The 15026-nt window shown below is 71.2% G+C and carries 9 protein-coding genes; 4 read left to right on the forward strand and 5 right to left on the reverse strand.

Annotated elements, in window-relative coordinates; translation table 11 throughout:
- The first annotated feature begins 196 nt into the window (after positions 1 to 196).
- The 4 genes from CcI156_RS09780 to CcI156_RS09795 all read left to right on the forward strand — a co-directional run bounded on the left by CcI156_RS09780 (position 197) and on the right by CcI156_RS09795 (position 8765).
- The gene (locus tag CcI156_RS09780; RefSeq protein ID WP_076805366.1) at positions 197 to 2890 is read left to right on the forward strand and encodes an AMP-binding protein; all 2694 of its coding nucleotides are present in this window, start codon (positions 197 to 199) and stop codon (positions 2888 to 2890) included.
- Positions 2891 to 2986: 96 nt separating this feature from the next.
- On the forward strand, positions 2987 to 4189 hold the full coding sequence (locus CcI156_RS09785) for an alpha-hydroxy acid oxidase (RefSeq protein ID WP_076805396.1): 1203 nt from the start codon (positions 2987 to 2989) through the stop codon (positions 4187 to 4189).
- A gap of 68 nt (positions 4190 to 4257) precedes the next feature.
- Positions 4258 to 7749 carry a DEAD/DEAH box helicase gene (locus CcI156_RS09790; protein WP_076805367.1) on the forward strand — a complete coding sequence of 1164 codons (3492 nt, stop codon included), beginning with the start codon at positions 4258 to 4260 and terminating at the stop codon, positions 7747 to 7749.
- A gap of 197 nt (positions 7750 to 7946) precedes the next feature.
- Positions 7947 to 8765 (forward strand): metalloprotease, encoded by an 819-nt coding sequence (locus CcI156_RS09795; protein WP_076805368.1) that lies wholly within the window; start codon positions 7947 to 7949, stop codon positions 8763 to 8765.
- Positions 8766 to 8770: 5 nt separating this feature from the next.
- On the opposite strand, the gene CcI156_RS25595 is transcribed toward CcI156_RS09795, so the two are convergent.
- The 5 genes from CcI156_RS25595 to CcI156_RS09815 form a co-directional block, all read right to left on the reverse strand.
- Positions 8771 to 8938, reverse strand: a complete 168-nt coding sequence (locus tag CcI156_RS25595; RefSeq protein ID WP_157493410.1) for a hypothetical protein — start codon at positions 8936 to 8938, stop codon at positions 8771 to 8773.
- 209 nt (positions 8939 to 9147) lie between these two features.
- On the reverse strand, positions 9148 to 11250 hold the full coding sequence (locus tag CcI156_RS09800) for a hypothetical protein (protein WP_023840273.1): 2103 nt from the start codon (positions 11248 to 11250) through the stop codon (positions 9148 to 9150).
- A 162-nt stretch (positions 11251 to 11412) separates the two neighbouring features.
- The gene (locus CcI156_RS09805) at positions 11413 to 12525 is read right to left on the reverse strand and encodes a small ribosomal subunit Rsm22 family protein (RefSeq protein ID WP_160323920.1); all 1113 of its coding nucleotides are present in this window, start codon (positions 12523 to 12525) and stop codon (positions 11413 to 11415) included.
- 160 nt (positions 12526 to 12685) lie between these two features.
- Positions 12686 to 13459, reverse strand: coding sequence for a thioesterase II family protein (locus CcI156_RS09810; RefSeq protein ID WP_076805370.1), 774 nt, complete (start codon positions 13457 to 13459; stop codon positions 12686 to 12688).
- 243 nt (positions 13460 to 13702) lie between these two features.
- A complete protein-coding gene (locus tag CcI156_RS09815) occupies positions 13703 to 14941 on the reverse strand; it encodes an MFS transporter (RefSeq protein WP_139341467.1) in 1239 nt (412 codons plus the stop codon).
- Positions 14942 to 15026: the final 85 nt, after the last annotated feature.

Consider the following 15026-nt stretch of genomic DNA (forward strand, 5'->3'; position numbering starts at 1 on the left):
GGCAACCATACCCTTACGTTAATGATTAATATGGCCTGGATGGTCGGTCGCAAAGCCGTTCGTGTTAGATATGAACGGATCTGAACGGACCGGAGCGCGGTCACGGCTCCAATACCAGTGCCCGCCCGGGAGGCGCCATGACAACACCGCCCGTCCCTGGGGCCACTGACCTGGCTGGCGCGAGGAAAGGCCTGGCATGAGGAAAGGCCAGGTCACCCAGGCGGTGCCGGTACCGCCGCCGCTGCGTCCCGACGACCGGTTCGGAAACGTCGTCGACCGGATCCGCACCGTCGCCATGGTCTGCCACGACGTCGTGGCGGTCCGCGACGAACACCGTGCCGTTACCTTCGCCCAGCTCGTCGCCTGGGTGGACGTCGTCGCCGACCGCATCCTTCGGCAGCCCGCCGCGGCTGACCCGGACACGCCCGTCGCGGTGCTGTTGCCCCACGGCGCGAGCGGGATCGCCGCCGTCCTGGGCGTCATCGCGAGCGGCCGGCCCTGCGTGCCCCTCGACAGGATGCATCCCACCGACCGTCTCGCTCAGGTCGTGGGACTGGCGGGGGCCTCGGTGTGYGTCACCGGAMCGACTGGCTCCGCCGACCAGCGGACTRCCGCCGCGCTGCCGGGGATCGTGGAGACTATCGACGTCGGCGACGAGCGCGTCGCCGACTGGTCCCCGGCGCTGGCTGACCGGGTGGCGTCGACCGCGCCGCGCCGGGCCGATACCGATCCAGCCGTGCTCATCTTCACCTCCGGGTCGACCGGAGTACCGAAGGGTGTCGTGTGGCACCACCGCGCCCTGCTGGGCATCCACTACGCCATCCAGGTCCAGGACGTGATGCGGCTGGTTCCGGGCGACCGCCTGCCGCTCTTCCTGCCCTACTCCTTCATCTCGGGGATGAACCGGACGGTCGGTGGCCTGGTCTTCGGCACCACCCTCGAGATGTACGACCCTCGGGTCCGCGGCGTCCGAGACCTGGCCGACTGGCTGCSCGCCACCCGGCCGGCCGGCATCGTGGCCACGCCGGCGCTGATCCGGATCGTGTTCGGCTGCCTTGAGCCGGACGAGGTGCTCGACGACCTCCGATTCGTCATGTCGGTCGGCGAGGCGATCTACGCCCGCGACGTCGAGTTGGCCCGCCACCACCTACCGCCGGCCGCGGCGTTCCTGGTCTCCTACGGAGCCTCGGAGCTCGGCACGGCGACCTGTGCCCCGATCTGGTCGGACGACGACCTGCCCGACGGCGTGATGCCGGCCGGGCGGCCGGTGGTTGACGTCGCGGTGAGGGTGGTCTCGCCGGATGGCATCGAGATGCCGCCCGGTGAGACGGGGGAGATCGTCGTGATGGGCCACTTCATCACGGGGGGCTACTGGCGGGCGCCGGCGGCGAGCGCATCGCGGTTCGGCATCGGGCCGGACGGCACACCCACCTACCGCACCGGAGACCTCGGGCGCATCGACGCCAGCGGCCAGCTCAGGGTTGTCGGCCGCAACGACGCGGCCGTGAAGATCCGTGGGTACCTCGTCGAGCCGATCGAAATCGAGTCCGCCCTGCTGGCGAGCTCGGATGTGCTAGAAGCCGTCGTCGTGGCCGACAGGACCACGCAGCGGGCCCGCCTGGTCGCCTACGTCGTCCCCGTGACCGGCGCCCGGGTCTCACCGGCCTCGATCAGGCGCYTGCTACGGGCCAAGCTGCCGTCCTACATGGTGCCGGCCACCGTCATGCTGGTCACCGCGCTACCGAGGACCGACCGCAGCAAGGTCGACCGACTGAACCTGCCCCCCGCCGGTCCGAAACCCGGCCAGGACCCGCCCCGCGACCAGTGGGAAGAGGCCGTCGCCGGTGTGTGGGCCGCCGCCCTGCACCTCGACGACGTCGGTATCCACGACGACTTCGTCGAACTCGGCGGCGATTCCCTCATCGCCGAAGAGCTCCTCACCAGAGTCGCCGACGAACTCGGTGTCAAACTCCCCACCTCCACCGTCGCCGACGCCCCCACCGTCGCCGAGTTCACCGCCCGCCTGCGCAATGCCGGCACCGACGTCCTACGCCACCCCACCGTCRTCCCGCTGCGCACCACCGGCAGCGGCGGGCCCCTCTTCTGTTTCTGCGGCGCCGGCGGCCTCGCTGTCGGCATGCTTGGCTTTGCCCGCCACTTCGACGGCGAACGCCCCGTCTACGGCGTCCAAGCCCACGGCCTCGAATACCGCGGTCTCCCCGACTGGTCCATCTACGCCGCCGCCCGCCGTCACGCCCGCACCCTGCGCCTACTCCAACCCGCCGGCCCCTACTACCTCGCCGGCCACTCCTTCGGCGGCCTCGTCGCCCTCGAAACCGCGAGACTCCTCACCGAGGCCGGCGAGCACGTCGAACTGCTCGTCCTCATCGACAGCTTCCTGCCCGACACGTCCTCCGGCGTCTTCGCGGGAGGAGTGCAGCCCTCTCAGCTTCCAGTTCCGGGGGGCCCGACCAGGAGCTCGAATCCGGCCCCAGCCTTGGACCGTGCGAGGGGATCGGCTATGGGCCCGGCGCGCGCGGGGGCTGCCGCACGGGTCCTGCTCGGCTGGGCCCGGCAGGCGGCCCAACTCCCGTTGGCTGGCGTCGTTCAGTTCAAKGGCATGAACCAGTACGACGTCTTCTACAACCAGTCGCGGGTGCTCACGAGGTTCTACCGGCCCAAGCCCTGGAACGGGCGGGCGCTGGTCTACCTGGCGGCCGCCTCGCCGCCGCACCGTACGGAGGCCTGGCGCCCGCTGCTGACCGGCGAGACGACCTACCGCACCGTKGGCGGCGACCACGACACCGTGCTGCGCGAACCCGTCGTAAGCGAGATCGCGGYCGACATCCGGGCGGTCCTCGCTGGCTGTACCAGCTCCCGCAAGGCGTGAACGGCTGCCGCTTGAGTGCTTCCGGAGTGACTGGCAATCCTGGCGACCGGGAGAACGCGATCCCGTGGCCAGGCCGACAGCGAAAGGTCCGTGTTCGTGAGGGTGCAGGACGCAATCAATGTCGAGGACTTCCGGGAACTGGCGCGCCGCAGGCTTCCCCGGGCGGTTTTCGACGCCATGGAGGGCGGCGCCGGCGACGAGGTGTCGCTCAGGCGTAACCGCACGGCGTTCGACCGCATCGAGTTCCGCCCGCGGCCGCTCGCCGACGTCGCCACACGAGACCTCTCGACTACCGTGTTCGGCGAGCGGCTGTCGATGCCGATCATGCTGGCGCCCACGGGCGCGGGCCGCCTCGCGCGCTCGTCCGCGGAGATCGCTGTGGCGAGGGCCGCGGCGYGGGCGGACATCGTGTACATGCAGAGCACCGTGGCAGCCTTCCCGCTCGAGGATGTCGCCGCGCGCTCGACCGGCACGCTGTGGTATCAGCTCTACCTGCCCCCCAACCGCGCCGAGGTCGGGAACCTCGTCCGGCGGATCGCGGCGGCGGGTTACCGGGCCCTGGCCATCACCATCGACACGCCGGTCCTGGGCAACCGTGAACGCGACACCCGCAACAAGCTCATGAGTCGGCCGCCGCATCCCAAGATGCTGCTGCAGGGGGCCAGCAAGCCGGCRTGGGCGACCGATTTCATCCGCGGCAAATTCGACTTCATGCGCAAATTCGACTTCATGCGCGGCCAATTCGGCGCCGGCTGTCCCGGCGGCCCGTCCCGGCTAAGCCTCAACCAGACCCGAGCGACAATCAAATCGTCGTCGGACTGCGTCACCTGGGAGGACGTCGAGCGGATCCGGTCGTTGTGGGAAGGCCCGTTGCTCCTCAAGGGCCTGATGCGCGGGGACGAGTGCGACCGGCTCGTCGAGCTGGGCGTCGACGGTGTCGTGGTCTCGAACCATGGCGGGCGGCAGTTGGACGGCGTCCCCGCGACCATCGATATTCTGCCGGAGGTGGTTGACGCGGCGGCGCGCAGACTCACGGTGTTCCTCGACGGAGGTGTCCGGCGAGGCAACGACGTGGTCAAGGCGCTGGCCCTCGGCGCCGCAGGGGTCTTCGTGGGTCGGCCCTACCTGTACGGCCTCGCCGCGGGCGGCGAGGCCGGTGTCCTACGGATGATTGAACTGCTGCGCGTGGAATTCGACCACGCGATGGCACTGCTCGGCGCCGCGACCGTGGCGGACCTCGACCGCAGCCTCGTCTCGGGCGCACKTATCCCCAGCACCCTCTCACCGTCGACGCGATAGGCCATGCCTGTCGACGGCCGAGTCGGGCTACTTGGCGACCTTCCGTCACCGCCTGCTACCTTAACGGCATGCTCTCCGTGTCGTGGCAGGGACCCGGCACCGCCGGTCTCCGGACAGYCGTCAGCGAACGTTCGTATGCCAGAGGTGTGCACTACGCCCAGCAGAGCGCGGTCACGAGGATCGACTGGGACCCCGACGAGAACACCCTCCAGGGCCGGGTGCGTGGAAGCGGCGGCGAGGTCTACGCGACGAACGCGCAGTTCTCGGGTGACGGTCCGTCCTCTTGGACGTTCCAGTACGGCTCGTGCACCTGCCCGGTGGGCGCCGACTGCAAGCACGTCGTGGCGCTGGTGCTGACGGCCACGACAGGCGCGACGGCCACGGCGAGCGCGGCAACGGGTGCGGCGGCCCCCGGCCCATCGGCGCGGCGGTCCGGGTCCTCCCCGCGGTCGGCTCGGCCCCGGCCGGCTCAGCCGCGGCCGTCCCGGTCGGCTGCCTGGACCGAGGACCTGGGAGAGCTGCTGGGTTCCTCGCCCGCCGTCGGCGGCGGCCATGGCGGGGCCGCCGGGACGACGCCGTTGGCCGTCGAGCTGAGCTTCACGGCGGATCCGCCGGCCCACGGCGGCGGGTCCGAGCTGGGCCTGCGGGTCACGGCCCGGCTGGTGCAGCCGGGCCGGAACGGCTGGGTCAACGCCATCGGGTGGGACGCCCTCAACGCGGCGTACCAGACCCGCGAGTACCAACAGCCGCAGGTACGGCTGCTGCAGGAGTTCTTCGCCGTGTACCGGGCCCATGAGGAGCGGTATGGGTACTCGTACTACTCCTCCTACTCTTCCGGCGGCGCGAAACGACTCGATCTCTGCGCGTTCGAAAGCCGGCAGCTCTGGTCGATGCTCGACGAGGCCGAGGYGGTCGGCCTCCGGTTCGTGCATGCCCGCAAGAAGCTCGGCGACGTGAGCCGGTACGGTTCCGCGGAACTGTGCCTGAACGTCACCCAGGACGAGAGCACGCAGTCGCTGGTCGTGGCTCCCCTGCTCCACCTCGGCGGGACGGCGACGGACGCCGCCGTGTTCTCGTTCATCGGCCGCGACGGCCACGGCGTCGTGTACGTCGACCGGRCGGAGGTCCTGACCTCCGACGACCATCGGGACTGGCACGTCCGGCTCGCGCGGCTCGCCCAGCCGGTGCCGCCACGGCTGCAGCGGATGGCGGTCGGGAACCGGAGCCTGCGGGTGCCCCGCAGCGAGGAGTCCCGCTTCCGCGCGGAGTTCTACCCGCGCCTGCGGCGCCTGGCCCCCGTGGTGTCCAGCGACGGTTCCTTCGAGCCGCCGGAGGTGCCGCCGCCGGCCCTGGTGCTGCACGCCTCCTACGGCGATGACCACGAACTCGACCTCAGCTGGGGATGGGCCTACGAGGTCGGCGGCGAGCGGATCCACGTGCCGCTGTACGCGACGGAGCCGGACGGCACCGAACCGGACGGCACGATGCTGCCCGCCGCGACGCCTCCCGCCGCGGAACCGGACGGGTTACGGGATCCGCGCCAGGAGCAGGACGCGTTGCGGGACGTGCTGGCGGCGCTGGATCTGCCCTCCGGCACGGCCGCCCTGCTCGCCGGTGACCAGGGTTCCGGTCTGCGGCCACGGGTGCGGCTGCGCGGCGTCGACACGATGCGCGCGACGACGGAGCTGCTCCCGTTGCTGGCGGACCGGCCCGGGGTGGCCGTCGAGGTCAGCGGTGACCCCGCGGCCTACCGGGAGGCCGGCGACTCGCTGCTCATCGGCCTGTCCACCGACGATGTGGTGGGCGAGACCGACTGGTTCGATCTCGGGGTCACCGTCACCGTGGAGGGCCGGCAGGTGCCGTTCACGGACGTCTTCCTGGCGCTGAGTCAGGGGCAGTCGCACCTGCTCCTCGCCGACGGCGCCTACTTCAGCCTGCAGAAGCCCGAGCTGCAGTCGTTGCGGCGACTGATCGAGGAGGCGCGGGCACTACAGGACTCACCCGGCGGCCCGCTGCGGATCAGTCGGTTCCAGGTCGGGCTGTGGGAGGAGCTCGCCGGGCTCGGTGTGGTCGAGCGCCAGGCGCGGTCGTGGCGCCAGCAGGTGACGGGGCTGCTGGAGCTGGGTGCCGAGGGCCAGCTCGAACAGGAGCCGCCGGCGACGCTCGCGGCGACGTTGCGCTCCTACCAGCTCGACGGTTTCCGGTGGCTGGCGTTCCTCTGGAAGTACCGGCTGGGCGGGGTGCTCGCCGACGACATGGGCCTGGGAAAGACGCTGCAGACGCTGGCGCTGGTCTGCCACGCCCGGCAGGCCGATCCCGAGCTCGCGCCGTTCCTCGTCGTCGCGCCGACGAGCGTCGTGTCGAACTGGGCCGCGGAGGCGGCCCGGTTCGCGCCCGGGCTGCGAACGGTGGCGATCCGCGACACGCAGCGGCGGCGTGGCGAGGCCCTCGACGAGGCGGTGTCGGGCGCCGACCTGGTGATCACCTCGTACACGCTCTTCCGCCTCGAGCACGAGGAGTACGCGAGCCTGGCCTGGTCGGGCCTGATCCTCGACGAGGCCCAGATGATCAAGAATCACCAGGCGAAGGCCTACCGGTGCGCCCGGCTGCTGCCGGCGCCGTTCAAACTGGCCGTCACCGGGACCCCGATGGAGAACAACCTGATGGAGCTGTGGTCGCTGCTGTCGGTGGCCGCGCCCGGCCTGTTCCCGAACCCGATCCGCTTCCGCGACTACTACGCCCGGCCGGTCGAGAAGCAGAACGACGTCGAGCTGCTCGCCCAGCTCCGACGGCGGATCAGGCCGCTGATGATGCGCCGCACCAAGGAACAGGTGGCGCCCGAGCTCCCGCCAAAGCAGGAACAGGTCCTGGAGGTGGACCTGCACCCGCGGCACCGCAGGCTCTACCAGACCTATCTGCAACGGGAACGGCAGAAGGTACTGGGCCTGGTCGACGACATGAACCGCAACCGCTTCACGATCCTGCGCTCGCTGACCCTGCTGCGCCAGCTCAGCCTGCACGCCGGCCTGGTGGACGACCACCACGCAGACCTGCCGTGCGCCAAGATCGACGCTCTGTTCGAGCAGCTCACCGACGTCGTCGACAGTGGTCACCGGGCCCTGGTCTTCAGCCAGTTCACCGGATTTCTCGGCAAGGTACGCGAACGGTTGTCCGCCCTCGGTGTGGAGCACTGCTACCTCGACGGCCGGACCCKCGACCGGTCCACCGTGCTCGAGCGGTTCAAGACGGGGTCGGCCCCGGTTTTTCTCGTCAGCCTGAAAGCCGGCGGGTTCGGCCTGAACCTGACCGAGGCGGACTACTGTTTCCTGCTCGATCCGTGGTGGAATCCCGCGACCGAGGAACAGGCGGTGGACCGGACGCACCGCATCGGGCAGTCCCGCAACGTCATGGTCTACCGCCTCGTCGCCCGGGACACGATCGAGGAGAAGGTGATGGCGATGAAGGACCGGAAGGCACGGCTGTTCTCCAGCGTCATGGACGACGGTGACGTGTTCAGCTCGACGCTCGACGCCGACGACATCCGCGAGCTGTTCGCCTGACGCCCCCGGACCGCCTCTGCCTCGTGGCCGGTGGCCTGACGGGCGCGGGCGGGTTCACCCGGTTCCACCGATGGGCGCCCATCGGGGCCTGTGGCCGGGCCGTCGACCGGCAGTTAGGCGAGGTCAGGGCGTCGGCGCCTGTCAGGGTGACGACGTCGGGTTCCACACACCGGGGCGGACCTCTACGGTGATGCCTCGTGCGGGTCATCTGGGCGGCGTTGGCCGCGATCGTCGTGTCCGTCGGGGTACTGACCGGCTGCAACGCGTCCCCCGCGGCGGACGCGGCCGCGGGGGACGCGGCCGCGGGGGACGCGGCCGCGGGGGGGACATCGGTGAGCACGTCGGCGGTGCCGATCGCGGCCGCCGGGGAGYGYGGAGGCAGGGTGACCGACCTCGCCGGGGTCGAGAAGCTCCTCTCCGAACCRGTCGGCTGCCCGGGCGGCACGAACAGCTTCTGGCACGGCGAACTCGGMGACGCGTGGAYACCACCGCGGTTCGTCCCCTACCGGGACGGCCAGGTTCCGCAGGACGCCTGCGGCGCGCAGGTGAACGATCCCAAGCAGTTCGCGGACAACGCACTGTACTGCCAGCTCGACGACACCGTCGCCTACAGCGTCGACTTCATGACGGAGCTGTTCCAGGCGGGTGGAGCGTCCTACCCGCTGTTTGTGATCATGCACGAGCTGGGCCATCGGGGCGCCCGGATCGGCGGGACGATCGGCGTGGTGTCGCGCGCGGAGGAGAACCAGGCCGACTGCTTCGCCGGCCGCCAGGCCAAGAGCGCGCACGACGCCAAGCGCATCGCGTTCACCGACRCGCTGCAGGGCGCGCTGCTGTTCTACAGCATCGGCGACACCCGCGACAGTGGCTGGTTCGACCAGGAGGCGGCCTCCGCCCCGGGCGCCCACGGCACCCCCCGTCAACGCGCCCAGGCCTTCTCCTTCGGCTACCTGCGCGACAGCGACACCTGCCACCGGCTCGGCCAGTCCGAGAGCGGAAGCGTGCCGCTGTTCTGACCCAGCTACGCCAGTAGCGGGGTGATGTTGGCCGGCTGAGGYTGCCACCAGGGCGTGACCGGCACCTCGCCGCCGCCCTCGACCGGCTCGACGCCCTGCCCGCCGCCACCTGACAGCTGGCCGCCGAGCCCCCGCGCACCCGTCGCACCACCCCACCCCGACCTCACAGCCACCCCCACACCCCGGAAAGGACCCCGGCCCGCCCGGAGCAACATTCGGGCTCTCGGCGTACCCGAAACCGGCCGGGAAGCCCTCCCCACCGATTTCGATCACGAAACCGACCGGCAAACAATCACCATCACGCTACTGGCGGATTTGGGTCTGACCCCGGCGCCGCACCGGTCAAATCCATCGAATTATCTGGTCACGATCCGTTCCCCGGTCACGTCGCACCGACCGAGACGGCCAGCGCCGGACGGACCGGGGCGGGCAGCCATCCCGCTCCGGGCCGGTTCGGCACCTGACGCCAGCCCAGGCCGGGCACGAGCAGGGCCAGCTCTCCGGAGGGACGCCGGGCCAGYGGGATCCGCTCCTCCCAGCGTGCCGCACCGGCTCCCGTCGGCACGGTGAACCCGACGACGAGCTCGTCGGGCAGCGTCGCACCGGCGATGCCGAGCTCGTCCGGTCCGAGCGGGGTGCCGGTCGTCACCGTGAAGGTGTGCGTGATCCCGGGAGCGTCCGCGGGCCCGGCGTTCGCGGGCCCGAATTGGACGGTTCTGGTCGTGGCACCCAACCGGATGTATAGGGTGCCACCGGAGCCACCAGCACCACCGGGATCGCGCGCCGTCACCTGGACGCGGACGCGGTTGCCGGCGACTTGGCGCAGCGCGGTGAAGGACCCGAAGTAGCTCGCGGGCGCGGCCGGGTCGACGATCTCGTCGGGACGCAGCCGGTAGACCGCCCGGCCCGGCATCCGGTCGGGCAGGGTGGCCGTGCCGGCACCGATGTCGGCGGCGTACACCACCGGCCCGGCGAGGTCCGGGGTGTTCCGCAGCATCTGGTACGGCACCTGGGTGTAACGGCTCGGGACGCCGGGCGTCACGACGACCACCGCCGGGGCCGGGTAGCGGTCCGGCAGCAGGGCGTCGAGGAACGCGTTGCGGTCGTTCACCCATCGCTGGCCGGCGACCTTGTCCGGGATCGCGTCCACAGTGAGGAGGATCAGGCCCGCGGCGGCGAGGACCGCGATGACGGGTCTGCGCAGACCTGATCCGCGCAGAACGGGTCGCCGCGGGACGGGTCGGGCCGGCGGAGAGCCGGTGCCGGGCCACGGGGAGAACCACCGTTCGCTCATGGACCACACCCGGCGGGCGCCGTCGGCGGCGAGAATCATGATCGGGGCGAACGCGGCCAGATGGTAGTGCGGACCGAGACCGTTGAGCAGGCCCGGCATCGCGAACGCCGAACCCCACCAGAAGAAGTAGCCGCCACCGACGGCGGCGACGATGACGACCAGCAGGACGCGCTCGGGACGGCGGTGCGCCCGCAGCGCGCCGAAGATCGCGAGTACGAGGACCGCGACGCCCCCGAACACCCAGCTCGGGGCCGCCACGACGGTGCCGTGCAGGGCCTCGAGGGCGAGCCGGCGGGTGAACAGGAACGTCGGCTCCGAGGGCAGGATGCGACGCGGCCCGAAACCGAAGCGGTCCAGCGGATCGGAGGCCGACAGCGGCGCCCGGAGCGCAGAACCGGTCACCCGCCGGCAGTACGCCAGGAGCACGACAACGAACGGCGCCAGGCCGGCGAGTGCCCAGGCGGTCCGGTGCGCCACGGCACGCATGAACCGACCACCCGCGGACCGGCCACCCGCGGACCGCCACAGCCGCGCCAGCACGAACACCACGACGGGAACGGCGACGATCACCGCGTCGAAGGGCCGCAGGAGCAGGACGAATCCCAGGCCTGCCCCGCCGCCGATGAGCGACAGCCGCGCCCCGGTCCGGCCGCCACGCAGCAGCGCCGCGCACGCCAGGGTCAGCGTCGCGGCTCCGCACGCGTAGGCGAGGGGCAGCGAGGTGTGTACCAGGACGAGCGGGGACAGCGCGACGAACACCGCCGCCGTGACCGCGGTGACCGCGTCGTCGAAGAGCTCGCGGGCCAGCCGGTACGTCCCGGCCACCCAGCCGGCCGCCACCAGGGCCGGGGCGACRGCCATGGTGGCGAACAACGCCTGGGACGCGGCGAGCAGCGCCGGCCACCCGGGAAGGTACTTGGTGAACACCCGCCCGTCGTGCTCCCCGGTCAGCCAGGGCCGGAAGAACGGCTCGACGGTGTTCGCGTCCAGGGTGAGGCGGCCGTCGAGCAGCATGCGCGCCTGCAGGACGTAGGCCGCCTCGTCCGCGTCACCCGAGCCGTGCCGGTACAGCGTCGCCTGCAGGACCAGGCTGACGACAAACGAACACCCGCAGATGGCCGCGACGATCAGCGCCGGCGTGCGGCCCGACCGGCGGGCCCGGCGGCGGGCCGCCGTCGACCCGCCGTCCATCTGATGGACCGGCTTCGACGCACACCGACACGGCATAACAGACAACGGCATAACAGACATAAGCGTAGACAGCCGGTAACTGRCCATGACTGCCGGGTACCAGGTCAAAGGGTTCCGGTCACCGGGTTCCGGTCACCGGCGGGTCCCGACGTTGACAGCGGGTCAGCGCGGCCCGGTGCCGGGCGGGACGGCGTCCCCCCAGGAGGCCCGCCGGGCCCAGCGGTAGGCCTCCTTCTCGCTGCGGGAAACGACCACGTCACGCTGCCGCGGCATGACCACGTCACCCTGCCGCGGCGCCTCGCAGACCGTCAGGCGGACATGGCCCGAGCGGGCCCGCGGCACGCGCAGCACCCGACCGGCGGCGTGCGCGGGCGGCCGGCGCGACGCGACGAGGTAGGAGTACTTCTCGTCCTCGTACCCGAGCGCACCGTCCTTCATCGCCCGGTGCAGTGCGCTGCGCTCGACCCGCCGGCCGAAGTGGCACCAGTCCCCCGCCGTCATCGGGCAGTCGTCGTCGGCGGGGCAGGGCGCGGTGATGGTCGCGCCGGTCTCGACGAGCGCCGAGCGCGCGGCGCGGATCCGCGCGAAGCCGGCCGGGGTTCCCGCGTCGATGATGACCAACTCCGCCGCGGTGGCCCGCCACCACGCGGCCACGGCTGCGGCCCGGTCGCCGTCGGCGAGCTCGCCCAGCACATAGGCCGCCACTGTCAGGTCGGCCCGGTCCGCGCCGTCGCCGGGCGGGGTGAGCACGGACGTGCGCTGCCAGGTCGCGGTGCCCAGCGCCGGCGCGCCACCGCGGCGGGCCAGCCGGCGACCGACGTCGATCATCAGCGCGGACCGCTCGACCAGGACGGCCCGGGTCACGCCGGGGAAGACCGCCAGCGCGGCCCAGGTCGCCGTCCCGGGACCCGCGCCCAGGTCGAGGACGGACCCGGGCCGCCAGTCCGGGCGGCGCAGCGCCACCTCACCGAGAACCGCGCGGGTGACCGCCAGCGTCGCGGGCAGTCGGGCGGCGAGGTAGGCCTGGACGTGATCCGCCGTCAGCTCGCCGTCACCCGGTGTGGCGGTGTTCGCGCGATACCGGTCGGACAACTCCCGGTAGGCGCGGGACATCGCCCGCGCCGGYGGGGTCCCCACGGACGCGCCCGTCTCGGCCGCGGCCGCGGCGAGCAGACCGGCCACCACACCCTCGTGTCCCTCGTGTCCCTCGTGTCCCTCGTGTCCCTCGCGTCCCTCGCGTCCCTCGCGTCCCTCGCGTCCCGACCCGTACCGCACGGTCGAAGCGTAGCCGCGGTGCCACGGCCCCGAACGAAATACGCTGACGCGAATCCCGCCCGKGGTGCCGCCGGTGCCCGTGGTGGGGGTCACGTCCAGGTCGACACGTCCAGGTCGACAACGTTGACCGACGAGCCAGCCGGCGGGGCAAGCCGACGGGTCAGAGCGAGGGCCCCGCGGTGGCCGCGGGAACCAGCCCGGCCGAGACGGTGTCGATGACGGCGGCCTGCTGGTCCGACAGATAGAAATGGCCACCGGGAAAGACCTTCAGCGTGAACGCACCGGTCGTGTGCGCCCGCCATTGTTCGGCCTCGGCCACGGTGGCCTTGGCGTCGGAATCCCCGACCAGCACGGTAATCGCCGTACCGATCACCGCGTCCGACGGGGCAGAATACGTTTCGATCGCCCGGTAGTCCGCCCGGGTGGGCGGCAGGATCAGCTTCAGTATTTCGGGATCGGCGAGGATGCGCGGGTCGGTTCCACCAAGCGCACGGATTTCCCGCAGAAAACCCTCGTCGTCCAGGAGATGCACGGATTCGGCGCGGGAGGCCGACGGGGCTCTGCGGCCGGATGCGAACAGCACGAACGGCACCGGGCCGCCCGCCGCCTCCAGCCGGCGGGTCACCTCGAAGGCGACGGTCGACCCCATACTGTGACCGAAGAACGCCAGCGGGCGGTCGGTGAGGGGACGCAGCACGTCGGCAATGCGGTCCGCGAGGGGTTCGATGGCCGTCTCGGGCCTCTCCGTCCGCCGGTCCTGGCGGCCCGGATACTGCACCGAACGCACCTCGGCGACCGGCGACAATGCCCTGGATAGCGGAACGTAGAAGCTTGCCGCGCCGCCCGCATGGGGAAAACAGACAAGCCGCGGGGCGCTCGCCGACGCCGGATGGAAACRCCTCAGCCACAGATCGACGTCACTGGACACGGCCACCGCCGCGGTCGGATACTCGCATGATGATAGTACACCGCTCTCGTGATGGAATCGAATTATCCGGGGAATCCCTCAGTCTCCAGCTTAGGCGATGCAAGGGTTCCCGGGGCTCTTTTCCGCTCGGCGTTCGACTCGGCGTTCGACACATCACCTCCGGCAACAGGACCACTAGGTGGCGGGCGGCCCGGTGTGGGAAACGGGAAAGTGTGGCGGGTTAGCAATGGCGGAGACTGTGGACCGTGACTAACCCTCTACAGTTCGGGCGCCGGGCGCCGGGGCGCCGGGGCGTGGCGGGTCGTCGACGGCCGCGGCCCGCATGCGGTCCACCACCAGTGTGGCGATCGCGGCGGCGACCGAAACGAGACCTCCGATGTAGAACCCGGCGCGGGCGCCACGGTGCTCGGTGAGCCAGCCGACGAACAGGGCACCTAGCGGCGTCGATCCCTGCAGGATCAGGGTATAGATCGCCATCACCCGGCCTCGGTACTGYGGATCGCTGCCGAGCTGGATGCGGTGGTTCGCCGCCTGAGCGAAGTAGATCGTCGCGAAGCCGGTAGGGATCAGGAGCACGGCCGCCGTGGCATAGCTGGGCGCCCAGCCGGTCACCGTCTCCAGCAGGCCGAACGCGAGCGCGGATCCGATCACCATGCCGGCCGACGGGCGGGTGCGGCGGGCGGTCGTCACGAGGGCCGCRAGCAGCGATCCGGCGGCGAGCCCGCTGGTGAGCAGCCCGAAGGCCGCCGCGTCGGCATGAAATACCGTCCTGGCGAGCAGGGGCACGGTGAGCTGGAAGTTCAGGCCGAACAGCCCGATCGTCGCGACGAGTCCAAGCACGAGCACCAGGTCCTCCCGGCCGAGCACGTACCGCAGTCCGTCGACGACGCGGGTGGAGGTCGCCCGGCGCGCGTCGCGGTGCATCTCGGCCGGGCGCATCATCCGCAGACCCACCACCGTCGCGAGGTAGCTCACGGCGTTGAACATCATGACCGGGCCGGTACCGAAGCCGCCGATCAACGGGCCGGCGACGGCCGGGCCGGCGACCCGGGCGACGTTGAAGTACKCCGCGCTCAGCGCCGACGCGTTGGGGAGGAGTTCGGCGCCGACCAGCTCGCTCACGAATGCCATCCGGGTCGGCATCTCGACGGCGTTCACGAGACCGAGGCCCAGTGCGAACAGGCAGATGTGCCACAGCCGGACCGTGCCGGTTAACACCAGCAGCGACAGCGCCAGGGCGAGCAGTCCGGAGGCCAGGTTCGCGACGGTCAGTAGCCGGCGTTTGTCGTAGCGGTCCGCGAGCCTTCCGCCGTAGAGGGTCAGCAACAGCATCGGRGTGAACTGCAGGGCGGTCACGAGGCCCAGGGCTGTTCCCGAGTCGCCGCTCAGCGAAAGGACGAGCCAGTCCTGGGCCACGACCATCATCCAGGTTCCCGTCACGGACAACACCTGGCCACCCGCGAAGAGCCGGAAATTGTAGACGGACAAGGAACGGAAGGTGCCCTTGATGATGGTCTTCTCCTCGGGACGACGAAGTCATGAGGCGAACAGCGCGCCCGGCCCCACTGCCCAC

Source organism: Frankia sp. CcI156 (assembly GCF_001983015.1).
GTDB classification, from domain to species: Bacteria; Actinomycetota; Actinomycetes; order Frankiales; family Frankiaceae; genus Frankia; species Frankia casuarinae.